The organism is Pseudomonas protegens (genome assembly GCF_013407925.2).
In the GTDB taxonomy this organism is placed as follows: Bacteria; Pseudomonadota; Gammaproteobacteria; order Pseudomonadales; family Pseudomonadaceae; genus Aquipseudomonas; species Aquipseudomonas fluorescens_AP.
This window is the reverse complement of sequence record NZ_CP060201.1, coordinates 4,244,737-4,260,559: the sequence shown is the minus strand read 5'-3', so window position 1 is coordinate 4,260,559 and position 15,823 is coordinate 4,244,737. Positions and strand designations below refer to the sequence as shown.

At 63.0% G+C, this 15,823-nt stretch carries 15 protein-coding genes; 7 read left to right on the top strand and 8 right to left on the bottom strand.

What is annotated here, in order from left to right; translation table 11 throughout:
- The first annotated feature begins 58 nt into the window (after window positions 1–58).
- The 4 genes from glyA to GGI48_RS19745 all read left to right on the top strand — a co-directional run bounded on the left by glyA (window position 59) and on the right by GGI48_RS19745 (window position 4,520).
- A complete protein-coding gene (gene glyA / locus GGI48_RS19760; RefSeq protein ID WP_016967010.1) occupies window positions 59–1,312 on the top strand; it encodes a serine hydroxymethyltransferase in 1,254 nt (417 codons plus the stop codon).
- 354 nt (window positions 1,313–1,666) lie between these two features.
- Entirely contained in the window at window positions 1,667–2,980 is a 1,314-nt protein-coding gene (locus tag GGI48_RS19755) for a C4-dicarboxylate transporter DctA (RefSeq protein ID WP_016967007.1), read from the top strand.
- A gap of 81 nt (window positions 2,981–3,061) precedes the next feature.
- On the top strand, window positions 3,062–3,775 hold the full coding sequence (locus GGI48_RS19750) for a FadR/GntR family transcriptional regulator (RefSeq protein WP_016967006.1): 714 nt from the start codon (window positions 3,062–3,064) through the stop codon (window positions 3,773–3,775).
- 37 nt (window positions 3,776–3,812) lie between these two features.
- Window positions 3,813–4,520: a GntR family transcriptional regulator gene (locus tag GGI48_RS19745; protein ID WP_016967005.1), complete on the top strand. Its 708-nt coding sequence runs from the start codon at window positions 3,813–3,815 to the stop codon at window positions 4,518–4,520.
- A gap of 23 nt (window positions 4,521–4,543) precedes the next feature.
- On the opposite strand, the gene yjiA is transcribed toward GGI48_RS19745, so the two are convergent.
- From yjiA to GGI48_RS19730, 3 genes are all read right to left on the bottom strand, one after another.
- Window positions 4,544–5,515 (bottom strand): GTPase, encoded by a 972-nt coding sequence (yjiA, locus tag GGI48_RS19740; RefSeq protein ID WP_179599678.1) that lies wholly within the window; start codon window positions 5,513–5,515, stop codon window positions 4,544–4,546.
- Window positions 5,516–5,628: 113 nt separating this feature from the next.
- Window positions 5,629–5,826, bottom strand: a complete 198-nt coding sequence (locus tag GGI48_RS19735; RefSeq protein ID WP_007937254.1) for a YbdD/YjiX family protein — start codon at window positions 5,824–5,826, stop codon at window positions 5,629–5,631.
- 15 nt (window positions 5,827–5,841) lie between these two features.
- A complete protein-coding gene (locus GGI48_RS19730) occupies window positions 5,842–7,908 on the bottom strand; it encodes a carbon starvation CstA family protein (RefSeq protein ID WP_047306180.1) in 2,067 nt (688 codons plus the stop codon).
- Between the two features lie 239 nt (window positions 7,909–8,147).
- Between GGI48_RS19730 and GGI48_RS19725 the strand changes: the two genes are divergently transcribed.
- Window positions 8,148–8,516, top strand: a complete 369-nt coding sequence (locus GGI48_RS19725; protein ID WP_016968601.1) for a PilZ domain-containing protein — start codon at window positions 8,148–8,150, stop codon at window positions 8,514–8,516.
- 16 nt (window positions 8,517–8,532) lie between these two features.
- On the opposite strand, the gene GGI48_RS19720 is transcribed toward GGI48_RS19725, so the two are convergent.
- The 4 genes from GGI48_RS19720 to GGI48_RS19705 form a co-directional block, all read right to left on the bottom strand.
- Complete coding sequence (locus GGI48_RS19720) at window positions 8,533–9,261, bottom strand: hypothetical protein (RefSeq protein ID WP_409283883.1); 729 nt, start codon at window positions 9,259–9,261, stop codon at window positions 8,533–8,535.
- Window positions 9,262–9,294: 33 nt separating this feature from the next.
- Window positions 9,295–10,662, bottom strand: coding sequence for a DNA repair protein RadA (gene radA / locus GGI48_RS19715; protein ID WP_016968603.1), 1,368 nt, complete (start codon window positions 10,660–10,662; stop codon window positions 9,295–9,297).
- A 45-nt stretch (window positions 10,663–10,707) separates the two neighbouring features.
- The gene (locus tag GGI48_RS19710) at window positions 10,708–11,247 is read right to left on the bottom strand and encodes an ankyrin repeat domain-containing protein (RefSeq protein ID WP_016968604.1); all 540 of its coding nucleotides are present in this window, start codon (window positions 11,245–11,247) and stop codon (window positions 10,708–10,710) included.
- A gap of 144 nt (window positions 11,248–11,391) precedes the next feature.
- Window positions 11,392–12,933: a catalase gene (locus GGI48_RS19705; protein ID WP_179599676.1), complete on the bottom strand. Its 1,542-nt coding sequence runs from the start codon at window positions 12,931–12,933 to the stop codon at window positions 11,392–11,394.
- A 287-nt stretch (window positions 12,934–13,220) separates the two neighbouring features.
- Between GGI48_RS19705 and mscL the strand changes: the two genes are divergently transcribed.
- The gene (mscL, locus tag GGI48_RS19700; protein WP_016968606.1) at window positions 13,221–13,634 is read left to right on the top strand and encodes a large-conductance mechanosensitive channel protein MscL; all 414 of its coding nucleotides are present in this window, start codon (window positions 13,221–13,223) and stop codon (window positions 13,632–13,634) included.
- A 49-nt stretch (window positions 13,635–13,683) separates the two neighbouring features.
- On the opposite strand, the gene GGI48_RS19695 is transcribed toward mscL, so the two are convergent.
- Window positions 13,684–14,460 (bottom strand): ferredoxin--NADP reductase, encoded by a 777-nt coding sequence (locus tag GGI48_RS19695; RefSeq protein WP_179599674.1) that lies wholly within the window; start codon window positions 14,458–14,460, stop codon window positions 13,684–13,686.
- A gap of 214 nt (window positions 14,461–14,674) precedes the next feature.
- On the opposite strand from GGI48_RS19695, the gene GGI48_RS19690 reads away from it, so the two are divergent.
- Window positions 14,675–15,799 carry a methyltransferase gene (locus GGI48_RS19690; RefSeq protein WP_179599672.1) on the top strand — a complete coding sequence of 375 codons (1,125 nt, stop codon included), beginning with the start codon at window positions 14,675–14,677 and terminating at the stop codon, window positions 15,797–15,799.
- Window positions 15,800–15,823 lie beyond the last annotated feature (24 nt).

The following is a 15,823-nucleotide window of genomic DNA, read 5'->3' as shown; positions in this document are numbered from 1 at the left end:
AAAACCCATTGGGTTAGAATGCCTCCCTTTTCTGCCCCCCCGATCCTTGAGGACCGCCATGTTCAGCCGTGATTTGACTATTGCCAAGTACGACGCCGATCTCTTTGCCGCCATGGAGCAAGAAGCTCAGCGCCAGGAAGAGCACATTGAGCTGATCGCTTCGGAAAACTACACCAGCCCCGCGGTGATGGAAGCTCAAGGCTCGGTACTGACCAACAAGTACGCCGAAGGTTACCCGGGCAAGCGTTACTACGGCGGCTGCGAATACGTCGACGTGGTTGAACAGCTGGCCATCGACCGCGCCAAGGAGCTGTTCGGCGCCGACTACGCCAACGTCCAGCCACACGCCGGTTCCCAGGCCAACGCCGCGGTCTACCTGGCCCTGCTGCAAGGCGGCGACACCATCCTGGGCATGAGCCTGGCCCATGGCGGTCACCTGACCCACGGTGCTGCCGTGTCCTCCTCCGGCAAGCTGTACAACGCTGTTCAGTACGGCATCGACGCCAACGGCCTGATCGACTACGACGAAGTCGAGCGCCTGGCCCTTGAGCACAAGCCGAAGATGATCGTGGCCGGTTTCTCCGCCTACTCGCAGATCCTCGACTTCCCGCGTTTCCGCGAAATCGCTGACAAGGTCGGTGCCTACCTGTTCGTCGACATGGCCCACGTGGCCGGTCTGGTCGCCGCTGGCGTCTACCCGAACCCGGTGCCATTCGCCGACGTCGTGACCACCACCACCCACAAGACCCTGCGCGGTCCACGTGGCGGCCTGATCCTGGCTCGCGCCAACGCCGACATCGAGAAGAAGCTGAACTCCGCGGTGTTCCCGGGCGCCCAGGGCGGCCCGCTGGAGCACGTGATCGCCGCCAAAGCGATCTGCTTCAAGGAAGCCCTGCAGCCTGAGTTCAAGGCCTACCAGGAACAAGTGGTGAAAAACGCCCAGGCCATGGCCGAAGTGTTCATCGCCCGCGGTTTCGACGTGGTTTCCGGTGGCACCAAGAACCACCTGTTCCTGCTGTCGCTGATCAAGCAGGACATCTCCGGTAAAGACGCCGACGCCGCACTGGGCAAAGCGTTCATCACCGTGAACAAGAACTCCGTGCCAAACGACCCACGCTCCCCGTTCGTCACCTCCGGTCTGCGCTTCGGTACTCCGGCCGTGACCACCCGTGGCTTCAAGGAAGCCGAGTGCAAGGAACTGGCCGGCTGGATCTGCGACATCCTGGCGGACCTGAACAACGAAGCGGTGATCGATGCCGTGCGTGAGAAGGTCAAGGCCATCTGCAAGAAGCTGCCGGTATACGGCGCTTAATCAGCCCGCAGACCGCAGTACAAGAAGCCCGGCCTCAGCGCCGGGCTTTTTTATGCCTGGATGGCCGCTGCGCCAGGCGCTGAAAGGCGCCTGCGAGGTCTTGCGAACGCAAGATACCCGGGCGGCCGTTGCGGCCGATCGCAGCCTGCGGCGGCGGATACAGTAGCCAGGGGAGGAAAAACCACTGGTCAGACCGGTAAAGCCAATTTTCGTTGAGCCTCTTGTAAACCCGTAAAACCCGAGCGTAGACTGCGCCTGCACTGGACATACCGGTAAGACCACAATAATTAAGTCCTCCATCCGCTGCGCTCCCCATGCGCACGGCAGACAGGACACCGACCAGGATTTCTCCCCATGCTCAGATGGTGCTCGCGTTCGATTTTCCTCCAGGTTGTGCTCGGACTGATGCTCGGCATCGTCTGTGGCCTCACCCTCCCCGAATACTCCTCACAACTCAAACCCCTGGGCGACGGCTTCATCAAGCTGATCAAGATGCTCATCGGCCTGATCGTGTTCTGCGTGGTGGTCAGCGGCATCTCCGGCGCCGGCGATCTGAAGAAGGTCGGCCGCATCGGCCTCAAGTCGGTGATCTACTTCGAGATCCTCACCACCATCGCCCTGGTGATCGGCCTGGTCATGGCCTTCAGTACCGGCATCGGCAGCGGCGCCAATATTCACCTGGAACAGCTGTCCACCGCCGACATGGGCGATATCGCCCAGCGCGGCCAGCACATGCACACCACCACCCAGTTCCTCATGGACCTGATCCCCACCTCGGTGATCGGTGCCTTTGCCGAGAACAACATTCTCCAGGTGCTGCTGTTCTCGGTGCTGTTCGGCAGCGCCCTGAACCTGGTGGGCGAAGCTGCTTCGGGCATTTCCCGGCTGATCAATGAATTGAGCCACGTGATCTTCCGCATCATGGGCATGATCGTGCGCCTGGCGCCCATCGGCGTGTTCGGCGCCATCGCCTTCACCACCAGCAAGTACGGCCTGGATTCGCTGCAGCACCTGGGCAGCCTGGTGGGCCTGTTCTACCTGACCTGCCTGGCCTTCGTCGCGGTGATCCTCGGCCTGGTGATGCGCCTGTCGGGCCTGCGCATGCTGCCCTTCCTCAAGTACCTGCGCGAAGAGTTGCTGATCGTCCTCGGCACCGCCTCCTCCGACGCCGTCCTGCCGCAGATCATGCGCAAGCTGGAGCACCTGGGCATCGGCAGCTCCACCGTGGGCCTGGTGATTCCCACCGGCTATTCGTTCAACCTGGACGGTTTTTCCATCTACCTGACCCTGGCCATCGTCTTCATCGCCAACGCCACCGGCACGCCGCTGTCCATGTCGGACCTGTTGACCATCCTCCTGGTGTCGCTGATCACCTCCAAGGGCGCCCACGGCATTCCCGGTTCGGCCCTGGTGATCCTGGCTGCGACCCTGACCGCGATCCCGGCGATTCCGGTGGTGGGCCTGGTGCTGGTGCTGGCGGTGGACTGGTTCATGGGCATCGGCCGCGCGCTGACCAACCTGATCGGCAACTGCGTGGCCACCGTGGCCATCGCCCGCTGGGAAAAGGACATCGACGTGCAACGGGCCAACAAGGTGCTCAGTGGTCAACAGGGCTATACCTTCCAGGCCCGCAAGCCGGCGGCCGCGGCCCATCAGCAGGAATTTTGATCCGATCTTGTGCCGGCCCACGGCAGGCACAACAATCAGCGCGGCAAGACAGCGCGCTACCGATAGTTCATGGAGTCAACAGTGATCAGCTCGTCAACGGTTGTGAATTCAGTGGTAGAAAAGCTCCGGGCCGCCCTGGCCCGTGGCCAGTGGCGCTCCGGCGACATGCTGCCCGGGCAACGTGAACTGGCCGAGCAACTGGGTATCAGCCGCCCCAGCCTGCGTGAAGCGGTGATCGTCCTGGAGACCCTGGGCCTGGTGCGCTCCATGCCCGGCAAGGGCGTGGTGGTGCTGGACGCCCCTCAGGGCGAAGCCCAGGGCGCCGAAAGCAGCGTGGCCGGCGCCAGCCTGGAAGACGTGCTGCAACTGCGCTACACCCTGGAGCCGTTCATCGTCGGGCTGGTGGCGCAATCCATCAGCAGCAAGGAAGTCGGCCAGCTGCGCCTGACCCTGATGGACATGCGCGAGGCCCTGGAGGCCGGCGACAGCGAAGCCGGGGTCAACGCCTACATCGCCTTCCACGAGGAACTGTTCACCTTGACCAGCAACCCGATCTTCCAGAACGTGGTGCAACAGACCAGCAATGCCCTCAAGCAGAGTGCGCAGATCCTGCGCAACTCGCCCGAGCACCTGGCCGAACGCCTGGAAGAAAATGAAGCGGTGGTGCGGGCGATCCGTAACAAGAACAGCGCCCTGGCCAGCGCCGAAATGCGCCGGCATATCCTTCAGGAAGGCCAGCGCATGGGCATCGAACTGAACATTCCGGACGATCACCTGGGCGCCAACGCCCTGTAATCAACCCCCGAGTCAGCAACTGGACTGGAGACAGGCCATGGTCAGCTACGCCCTGAAAAACAATCCCTTCACCCTGGTGGCCAGCCTGCCGCGACGTCAGTGCGGCGAAAAAAAGCTGCTGGTGGATGATGTCTATCCGCAAATCTTCGACGCCATCCTCGAACAGCGCATCGCCCCCGGCAGCCGCTTCACCGAGGACAGCCTCGGCCAGGCCTTCGGCGTCAGCCGCAGCATCATCCGCCAGGTCCTGGCGCGCTTGTCCCATCAGCAAGTGGTAATCCTGCGACCCAATCACCGGCCCCAGGTCGCCGCCCCGGACCGGGAACAGACCCGGCAGATCCTGCACGCCCGGCGCCTGACAGAAATCACCCTGGTGCGCCTGGTCTGCCAGCAGCCTCGGCGCCCGTTGCAGTCCCTGCGCCAGTTGATCGCCCGGGAACGTGAAGCCATCGAGCGCGACCAGCGCGGGCCGGCCATCCGCCTGTCCGGCGAGTTCCACCTGCAACTGGCAGACGTGGCGGGCAACGCGCCGCTGGCGCAGTTTCTCGGCAGCCTGGTGCCCCTGACGTCCCTGGCCATCGCCCAGTTCGAAGGCCGGGCCCGCCACAACTGCGCCTGGCAAGAGCACGCGACGCTCATCGACGCGCTACAGGCAGCCGACGTCGAGCTGTCCGAAGCACTGATGCACCAGCATCTGGACCACCTGGAACGACGCCTGCTCGGCACGCCTCCCGCCGACCTGTAGCAGCCGGCCTGCCTGCGAAAACCTCAGCCCCCCAGCATTCTCTCGAAGCCCTGCCGGATCTTCGCTTCCGGCAGATCATCGGCAATGAACACCATCACACTCTCCCGCGCCTCGCCTTCGGCCCACTCGGTGTCCCAATCGAAGCCATAGAGCTTGAGCACGCCCTGGAACACCATGCGCCGCGGCTCGTCGATCACATTCAGCACGCCCTTGTAACGCAGTAGCTGCTTGCCGTGGTCCTCCAGCAGCTCATTCATGAACGCGCTCAGACGATCCAGATCCAGGGCCTGCTCGGTACGCAGCACCAGGCTGGAAATCCGGTCCACCGCAGGAGCCTGGCTCACCGGGCGCAGGCTGATGCCACCGCCCAGATCGGCATTCAAATTAAAGCCCCGCACATCCAGCAGTTCGGCCAGGTCGATCCGACCGTGCTCCACCACTCGGATCGGCGCCCGGCGGTTGATCCGTGTCAGGCGCTGGCTCAGGGCCTCGAAAGCCTGCTCATCCACCAGGTCGCGCTTGCTCACCAGCAGCCGGTCGGCAAAGCCGACCTGCGCCTGGGCGATGGTCTGGGTCAGGTGGAACTCGGCGTGCTTGGCATCCACCAAGGTGATGATGCCGTCGAGAATGTAGCGTTCACGCAGCTCTTCATCGATGAAGAAGGTCTGCGCCACCGGCGCCGGATCAGCCAGCCCGGTGCACTCGATCACCAGCCGGTCGAAGGCGATCTGGCCGCTGTCCAGACGCTCCAGCAACAGGTACAGGGCCTTGGTCAGGTCGGTGTGGATGGTGCAGCAGACGCAGCCGTTGGACAGGGTCATGACCTGGACCGGCTCGTTCCCCAACAGTTGAGTGTCGATGCCGGCATCACTGAATTCGTTCTCGATCACCGCGATCTTCAAGCCGTGCTCGGCCTTGAGCAGATGCCGCAGCAAGGTGGTCTTGCCGGCGCCCAGAAAGCCGCTGAGCACGGTGACGGGAATAGGATTTTGCAAAACAGGATCTCCCACGCAAAAAACGTAGAAGCCGGCGGGGCTGCGATGGCGTCCGAAGAGTCGCTATCGCCGGCCAGCCGGCTCCTACCTGGGTGTGACTTATACGCTGTGTTTCAACAGCACTTCGGACCGCCCTTGCCGCCGTAGCGGGCCTCCTGGCGTTCCCGGAAGAACGCCTCGTAGGACATCACCGGCTTGTCCGGGTGCTTGGTTTGCATATGCTCGACGTAGTTGTCGTAGTCGGGCATGCCGACCATCAGGCGCGCGGCCTGCCCGAGGTATTTACCGAGGCGACTCAGGTCGTTGAACATGCTTGCAATCCTCGATTACGCATCCGGCACCGCCTGATAGGGCGCTTCTTTATCCGTGCGTTCCTTGCTGCCCCAGGCCGCAACACCGACCTTGAGCGCATAGAACAGGATGCTGAACACCACCAGCAGGAACAGGGCGGTCAGGGTGGCATTGGTGTAGGCGTTGAAGATCACGTGCTGCATCTGCGTGATGTCCTTGGCCGGAGCGAGGATCTGACCACTGGCCAGGGCATCGCTGTATTTCTTCGCCAGCGACAGGAAGCCGATCGCCGGATTGGCATCGAACAGCTTGATGAAGCCTGCAGTGGTGGTGCAGATCAGCAACCAGACGGCCGGCAACAGGGTGACCCAGATGTAGCGCTGGCGCTTCATCTTGATCAGCACCACGGTGCCGAGCATCAGGGCGATACCGGCCAGCATCTGGTTGGAGATGCCGAACAGCGGCCACAAGGTGTTGATGCCGCCCAGCGGATCGATCACGCCCTGGTACAGCAGGTAACCCCACAGGGCCACGCAACCGGCGGTGGCGATCAGGTTGGCGGTCCAGGATTCAGTGCGTTTGAGCGCTGGAACGAAGGAACCCAGCAGGTCCTGGAGCATGAAACGACCGGCACGGGTACCGGCATCCACAGCGGTAAGGATGAACAGGGCTTCGAACAGGATCGCGAAGTGGTACCAGAACGCCATGGTGTTTTCACCCGGCAGTACATGGTGGAGGATCTGCGCGATACCCACCGCCAGGGTCGGTGCACCGCCGGCACGGGCCAGGATGGTGTTTTCACCGATGTCCTTGGCCACCGCCTGCAGTTGTTCCGGGCTGATGACAAAGCCCCAGCTGCTGACGGTCTGGGCCACGGCGACCACGTCGCCGCCGACGATGGCCGCCGGGCTGTTCATGGCGAAGTACACGCCCGGCTCGATCACCGAGGCCGCGACCATGGCCATGATCGCCACGAAGGACTCCATGAGCATGCCGCCGTAGCCGATGTAGCGGGCGTTGGCTTCGTTATCCAGCAGCTTGGGCGTGGTCCCCGAGGCGATCAGCGCATGAAAGCCCGACACCGCGCCACAGGCGATGGTGATGAACAGGAACGGGAACAGGCCGCCTTTCCACACCGGGCCGGTGCCATCGGTGAACTGGGTCAGGGCCGGCATCTTCAGCTCGGGCATGGTGATCAGGATGCCGATCGCCAGGGCGATGATGGTGCCGATCTTGAGGAAGGTCGACAGGTAGTCACGGGGCGCCAGGATCAGCCACACCGGCAGTACCGCGGCGACGAAACCGTAGCCGATCAGCATCCAGGTGATCTGGATACCGGTGAAGGTGAACATCTTGCCCCACACCGGATCGGCGGCCACCTGGCCGCCCAGCCAGATGGAGCCGAGCAACAGCAGCACGCCGATCAACGAGATCTCGCCGATGCGGCCCGGGCGGATGTAGCGCATGTAAACGCCCATGAACACCGCGATCGGGATGGTCGCCATGACCGTGAAGATGCCCCACGGGCTCTCGGCCAGGGCCTTGACCACGATCAGCGCCAGCACCGCGAGGATGATGATCATGATCAGGAAGCAGCCGAACAGGGCGATGGTCCCCGGGATGCGCCCCATCTCCTCACGGACCATGTCGCCCAGGGAGCGGCCGTTACGCCGGGTGGAGAGGAACAGCACCATGAAGTCCTGCACCGCACCGGCCAGGACCACCCCGGCAATCAGCCACAGGGTGCCGGGCAGGTAGCCCATCTGCGCCGCCAGGACCGGGCCCACCAGCGGGCCCGCGCCGGCAATGGCGGCGAAATGGTGACCGAAGAGAATGTGTTTGTTGGTCGGCACATAGTCCAGACCATCATTGTTGATCACTGCCGGAGTGGCCCGACGCGGGTCCAGCTGCATGACATTGTTGGCAATGAACAGACTGTAATACCGGTACGCCACCAGATAGATGGCCACCGCGGCCACCACAATCCACAAGGCGTTGATCGCCTCGCCGCGGCGCAATGCAACTACGCCGAGGGCGCACGCTCCTACGATTGCCAGCAGCAGCCAGGGGACATGGCGCAGCAGGCTATTATTATTTTTCATTTTTTTATCCCAGCCAGGGTGGACAGAAAGACAGCGTTTCGAGTGTAGCGCTACTGCTCTCAAAGACCACCCCCCACGTTGGTCTAGAGCCTTCTTTTAAAGAATGAGCAGGTTTTTTTTCGAAACTTTTTCAACTCAGACCAGCCTGACCGATAACGCCGTCGCACGCTGGCAGGCCGCCTGTGGCGACAGTCATAAACCGCGGTCTATAGTCAGTGCACCATGCAGAGGGCCAGCCCATGAGCGAGCAATACGCCGACCGTCGACGCTTCAAGCGCATCGCCTTCGATGCGAAGACCGAACTGAGCCAGGGCACCCACCGCTGGCCGGTGCAGCTGCTGGACCTGTCCCTCAAGGGCCTGCTGATCGAGCGCCCCGATCCTTGGCTGGGCAACCCCAATCGCGCCTTCGAAGCCGATATCCATCTGGGTCCCGATGCCGATGTGCGCATGGACGTGCAACTGGCCCATGACAATCACGGCCAGTTGGGCTTCGTCTGCCTGCACATCGGCCTGGAGTCCATCGAACACCTCAGGCGCCTGATCGAGCTGAACCTGGCAGACCCCGAGGAACTGGAGCGGGAGCTTGGGGCCTTGATCGATATCTGATCAACCCCATTGCTGTTCAGGGAAACAGCGCAGGCTCAGGAAACTCGCTTTCCATGTCCCAGTAACCCGCCTGTTGCCGCGAGGCAACGGTCCACTGGCCGTCGACATAACGAAAGGTGCGGTAGGTGGTGATGAACTCTTCGTTCTCCATCGACGACGCCGACGACACCTGCTGGATGCTTTCGGTGGCGCCCTTGTCCGAGGGCACGATCTGCCAGGCGGCCTTGCCGGTCTGGGCGAACACCAGCGGCTGGCGCTCGCCGCCCTCGCCCTGGCACAGCACCGGGTCCAGCTGACTCTGTTCCGGCATCAAGACTTCAGTGGCCGGACCGCTGTAGCTGCCCATGGGCGCGGTCTGGTCAATGGTCAGGAAAAACGCCGGTGACGGCAGGCCGTTCAAGGGAGCCTTTTCCACCGTGGCCATCGGGTAGCCCAGGGACTTCTGCGCCAGTACCTCGCCGCCATCGGACACCAGGCGCGCCAGCGCCCCCAGCGGCGCAACCGGGTGCTCGTCATCGGACTGGAGCAGGCTGTCAGCGTCCAGGCCACTGCCCCAGCTGTTGGCATGCAGTTCAGGGGTGATACGCAGGTCCTCCAGGACTTCCAGCACCGAGCCATCCCCCACCAGCACCTGCTGCGCGATCCGATAGCCTTCCGGCACCTCGGCCTGCTGGGCCATGGCCAGCGTCGAACAGCACAACAGCGCCGCCCCCAGCATCCAGCTCTTCAACCTTGTCATGCCCATCCGCTGCATCCTTCCCTGCGAGTCCCGCTCTGATTATTCGAAAAGCGCATCCAACGCCTGTTCCAGGCGGGTCACGGCAATGATCTGCAAGCCCGGCGGCGCCTCCTTCGGTGCATTGCCCTTGGGCACGATGGCCCGTTTGAAGCCATGCTTGGCCGCCTCTTTCAGGCGCTCCTGACCGCTGGGCACCGGACGCACTTCACCGGACAGCCCCACCTCGCCGAACACCAGCAAGTCGTGGGGCAGCGGTCGATTGCGCAGGCTCGACATCACCGCCGCCATCAGCGCCAGGTCGGAGGCGGTTTCCAGCACCTTGACCCCGCCCACCACGTTGAGGAACACGTCCTGGTCATGGGTCGGAATGCCGCCATGACGATGCAACACCGCCAGCAGCATGGCCAGGCGGTTCTGATCCAGGCCCAGGGTCACCCGGCGCGGATTGGCCAGATGGCTGTCATCCACCAGGGCCTGGACCTCCACCAGCATCGGCCGGGTGCCTTCCCAGGTGGCCATCACCACGCTACCCGGCACTTCTTCCTGGGCGCGGGTCAGGAAAATCGCCGAAGGGTTGGCGACTTCCTTCAAGCCGCGGTCGGTCATGCCGAACACGCCCAGTTCGTTGACCGCGCCGAAACGGTTCTTCACCGCCCGCAGCAAACGTAGGCGACCGTCGGACTCACCCTCGAAATACAGCACGGTGTCGACCATGTGCTCCAGCACCCGCGGCCCGGCCAGGGCGCCTTCCTTGGTCACGTGGCCCACCAGGAAGATCGCCGTGCCACTCTGCTTGGCGTAGCGCACCAGCAAGGCCGCGCTTTCGCGCACCTGGGACACGCCGCCCGGGGCCGATTGCAGTTGCTCGGTGAAGATGGTCTGGATCGAGTCGATCACCATGACCTTGGGTTTTTCCACCCGAGCGGTGGCGATGATGGTTTCGATGCAGGTTTCGGTCATCACCCGCAGTTGATCCTGGGGCAGGCCCAGGCGCCGGGCACGCATCGCCACCTGCTGCTGGGACTCTTCGCCGGTGACGTAGAGCGCCGGCATGCGCGTGGCGATGTTGCACAGGGTCTGCAAGAGGATGGTCGACTTGCCGATCCCCGGATCACCGCCGATCAGCACCACCGAACCGTCCACCAGGCCGCCGCCCAGGACTCGGTCGAGTTCGCCGGAAGCGGTGGAGAAACGCGGGATTTCCTCGACGCTGACCTCTGCCAGGGTCTTGATCTGCGCCTGCTGCCCGGCCCAGCCGGTACGCCCGGCAGGGGCCGCGGCGCCGCCGCTTTCGATCATGGTTTCGGTCAGGGTGTTCCAGGCCCCGCATTCGCCGCATTGCCCGGCCCATTTGGGAAAGGTGGAGCCGCACTCGGTGCAGCCGTACATGCGCTTGGCCTTGGCCATCTGAACCCCCGGCAAAAACCGCGATGATAGCTCAGCTGGAACGGATCAGCGCGACGGCGCGGTGCGTATCTGCCCGCTGGCCAGCCGCGTGGCGCTATTGCCCAGGGGATCCTCGGCATTCAGGTCCGCGCCTTTGGCCGCCAGGGCGTCCAACAACTCGACGCGTTTGAACAAACCGGCGTACATGGCGGCAGTCTGCCCGGCGCCGTTACGCTGGTCGGGGCTGCAATCGGCGGCCAGCAGGCGCCGGGCGATCTGCACTTCACCCTTGAAGATCGCCCCCATCAATGCGGTGTTGCCGCGTTTGTCCTGGGCGCAGGCATTGGCGCCGGCGTCCAGCAGGCGCTCCACCGCCGGGCCCTGGCCGTGATAGGCGGCGAGGATCAACGCGGTGTAGCCCTTTTCATCCTGGGTATCGAGGGAATAACCGGCCTCGATAAAGGTGTCGAGCATCTCCACGTCGCCCCGGCGGGCGGCATCGAAATAGTAGTGTTCCAGCTGCACCTTGACCGCCACCGGATCGGTTGGCTGCGCCTGGGCAGCCAGCGCCCAGGCCAGGGTCAGCAGTGAGATGAACAGGCGCATGGCGCACCTCCGTTTGTCCTGAGAAGCGTAGGAGCCAGGGTGTCGGCGAGGGCGCCGCCGGTGACAGCGCGGCGCCCATGCTCGCCAACAAGCGAAACATTCCTACAAGGTGCGTCACGTTTTCAGGCGTGACGCGGTGAACGATCAGTCGCTCAGCTTGGCCGCCAGCGCCTTGACCCGGGCCAGGTCGCCCTTGGCCACACGGGCCACGCCAGTGCCGTACTCCGGGTCAGCCTTATAAAGGAACGACAGGATGATGTGCTTGCTCTCATCGTCAGTGGTGGCCAGGGAGCCGCCGAAGCTGTCGATCAGGTCCTGCCGCTCTTTCTTGCTGAAGGAGCGATACAGATCCCCAGCCTGCTTGAAGTTCTGCTCGCGCTGGATCTTCGCCTGCTGAGTGCTGCCCGACAGCGCCATCTGGCTGTAGCGCGCGGTTTGCGGCTCTTCGCGCGGCATCAGGCGGCTCGGCTGGTAGTTGACCCCAGTGCTGGTGTGGCCCAGGTTCATCGCGCCGTCCTGGTTGCCGTTGTTCACCGGGCTCTTGGGCGCGTTGATCGGCAGTTGCAGGGCATTGGCGCCGAGGCGGTACATCTGGGTGTCGGCGTAGGAGAACACCCGGCCTTGCAGCAGGCGGTCTTCCGACGGTTCGACCCCTGGCACCAGGTTGGACGGGGCCATGGCCACTTGCTCGGTTTCCTGGAAGACGTTGGCCGGGTTGCGGTTCAGCACCATCTGCCCGACTTTGCGCTCGGGCACATTCGGCCAGATCTTGGTGGCGTCCAGCGGATCGAAATCAAACTTGGCCAAGTCTTCGGGTTTCAATACCTGGACATACAAGTCCCACTTGGGAAAGTCCCCCTTATTAATGTGGGTTACCAAGTCATTGCTCATATGGCTGTAATCACGCCCCTGGACCTCGACCACCTGTTTCGGATCGAGATTTTTCAGACCCTGCAGACTCTTCCAGTGAAACTTCACGTAATGCACTTCGCCCTTGGCATTGATCAACTTGTAGGCGTGCACGCCATTACCATCCATTTCCCGATAACTGGCCGGAGTTCCGGAGTTGGAATACAGCTCGGTCAATGTGCGAGTGGCTTCGGGAACATGAGAGAAGAAATCAAAACGTCGCGAATCATCATCCAGATTGGTCCGCGGATCAGGTTTGAACGCGTGCACCATATCCGGAAACTTGATGGCATCGCGGATGAAGAACGTCGGGAAGTTGTTGCCAACCAGGTCCCAGTTCCCCTCTGCGGTATAGAACTTGGTAGCGAAACCCCGTGGGTCGCGCAGGGTTTCCGGGGAGTGGTTGCCATGCACCACCGACGAGAAACGCACGAACACCGGGGTCGTCTCACCGGCGGCAAAGACCTTGGCACGGGTCAGATCACTGAGGCTGTCGGTGACGGTGAAGGTGCCGTGGGCGCCGGTGCCACGGGCGTGTACCACACGCTCTGGAATGCGCTCGCGGTCGAACCGCTGAAGCTTCTGGATCAGTTGCACGTCTTGCAGCAACACCGGACCGGTGGCGCCTGCGGTCTGTGAGTTCTGGTTATCGCCCACTGCCGCGCCATTGTCGCGGGTCAGCGTGGCGGCCTGTACGGAAAGGGAAAGCAGACTGGCGGCAAGCACGCCCAGTATGCGTCGCTGGGAAAGACTCCCAAGGCCAAGAGAAGCGGTCATGTTGAATTCCTCTAGTTATATGAGGCGCATCCCGATGCGCTCGCTAGAGGCTAGTGGCTAACTATTTGAATGATAAATAGAAAGCCCGCAACCACTCGATTGACAAAATGTTCTGGTTATCTCATCTGATGCGGGGTATATCGCGCGCGATTTGATGGCACTTTGAATAAACTCTTTGCCTGTTTATCGGTCGATAACCCCGCGAGCTGTAAAAAGTTGTGTCGGCAAAATGCTTTTTGCTGAATTACACTGCCGTAACCAACCTCATCTGTAACAAGGAATAACCTATGGGCGTGCTAAGTGAGTTCAAGGCCTTCGCGGTCAAAGGCAATGTGGTCGACATGGCCGTGGGTATCATCATTGGCGCCGCGTTCGGCAAGATCGTCTCGTCCTTTGTCGGCGACGTGGTCATGCCGCCCATCGGGCTGCTGATCGGTGGGGTGGACTTCGGTGATCTGGCCATCACCCTCAAGGCGGCCGAGGGCAATACCCCGGCCGTGGTCCTGGCCTATGGCAAGTTCATCCAGAGCATCATCGACTTCATCATCATTGCCTTCGCCATCTTCATGGGCGTCAAGGTGATCAACCGCCTGAAACGCGAAGAGGCCGTGGCCCCGACACTGCCACCGGTGCCGAGCAAGGAAGAAGAGCTGCTGGGGGAAATTCGCGACCTGCTCAAGGCGCAGAACAACAAGCCCTGACACAGGCTCAAGCCCTCGAAGAAACGGCGCCCTCAAGGCGCCGTTTTGGTTACCAGTAAGTCTCCACCGCCACCTGCCCAGGCCGCCGGCTCAGGCTCAGGTTCATGCCCCGCTGCTTGAGCAGGGCCCGGGTGTCATCGATCATCTGCGGGTTGCCGCAGAGCATCACCCGGGAGTGCTCGGGGGTCAGTTCTACGCCAGCGGCGCGTTCCAGCTCGCCGTTCTCGATCAGTTGGGTGATGCGCCCATTGAGGCTGCCCGGGTGCTGCTCGCGGGTCACGGTGCTGATGAACTGCAGCTTGTGGGCCACTTCCGCCAGGTACTCACGCTGGGGCAACTCGGCGAGCAACTGCTGATAAGCCAGCTCCCTGGCCTCGCGCACGCTGTAGACCAGGATGATGCGTTCGAATTTTTCCCAGACCTCGAAGTCCTGGAGGATCGACAGGAACGGCGCAATCCCGGTGCCTGTGGATAACAACCAGAGATCGCGACCGTCGACAAAACGATCCAGGGTCAGGTAGCCAAAGGCCTGACGATCCACCAGCAGGCGGTCCCCCACTTCCAGGCGGCTCAACTCACTGGTGAACTCGCCGCCGGGCACCACGATGGAGAAGAATTCGAGAAACTCGTCGAACGGCGACGACACCATGGAATAGGCGCGCCACACCGTGCTGCCATCGGCCTTGGTCACCCCGAGACGGGCAAACTGCCCGGCGCGAAAGCGAAAACCCGCATCCCGGGTGGTGCGCAAGGTGAACAGGCTGGAGGTCAGCGGCTGCACCTCGAGCAAGGTCTGGCGAGTGTACTTTTCTTCACTGGCGGTCATGACGGGCTCCACAAAAGCGATGCGCTAGTGTCCCGCAAAGCGCCGGACAGAAACACCGGCGGTTTGTAGTGGCATAGAGCGCGGGCAATCCCCGGTAAAAAAACGTACCATTTAGCCCCGCTTTGAACAGCCCGTGCCGCGGCTGTTCGAGGGTTCCCGTGCGCTCGACAGCCCCCACCGCCGGGACATTCACCGATTACCTAGAGTCCGCCCCATGCCCCTGCTTGCAAGCCCCTTCGCCCAGCTCGACCTGATCCGCCAGCCCGAACAGCAGAACGAGCCGCTGCAAGCCTTCGACGCGGCGGACGAATACCTGCTCAACCACCTGGCCGAACAGCAACCGGCCAGCGACACCCGGGTGCTGATCCTCAACGACAGCTTCGGCGCCCTGGCCGCAAGCCTGCTGGGCAAGGTCCAGGTCAGCAGCAGCGGCGACTCCTACCTGGGCGCCCTGGCCCTGGAAAAAAACCTGGTGCGCAACGGCCTGCCCTTCGACGCCCTGCGGGTGATACCGGCCAGCGAGCCGTTGCAGGGTTCCTTCGACCGGGTGCTGATTCGCGTGCCCAAGACCCTGGCCCTGCTGGAAGAACAGCTGATCCGCCTGCAGGGACAACTGGCCCCTGGCGCCCAGGTCGTGGCGGCGGCCATGGTCAAGCACCTGCCCCGCGCCGCCGGCGACTTGCTGGAGCGCTATATCGGCCCGGTGCAGGCCTCCCTGGCGGTGAAAAAGGCCCGCCTGCTGATCGCCACGCCAGAAGCCAAACCGCTTGCCGTGTCGCCCTACCCGACCCGCTATCGCCTGGAGCAGCCGGCCATCGAGCTGCTCAACCACGCCAACGTCTTCTGCCGCGAAGGCCTGGACATCGGCACCCGCGCGTTCCTTCCGCACTTGCCACAGAACCTGGGCAGCGCCCGGGTCGCGGACCTGGGCTGCGGCAACGGCGTACTGGCCATCGCCAGCGCCCTGGACAACCCCCAGGCCCACTACACGCTGGTGGACGAATCCTTCATGGCCGTGCAGTCGGCCCGGGACAACTGGCAGGCCGTACTGGGCGAGCGCGAAGCCCAGATGCGCGCCGGCGATGGCCTGGCCGGTCAGGCGCCGCAGTCCCTGGACGTGGTGCTGTGCAACCCGCCGTTCCACCAACAGCAGGTGGTGGGCGACTTCCTTGCCTGGCGCATGTTCCAGCAGGCCCGGGAAGCCCTGGTGGTAGGCGGCGCGCTGTATATCGTCGGCAACCGTCACCTGGGCTATCACAGCAAGCTGGCGCGGCTATTCCGCGGCGTCGAACAAGTGGCGGCCACGCCCAAGTTCGTGATCCTCAAGGCGCGCAAGTAACAGGCAAAAAAAACCCTCCGCAAG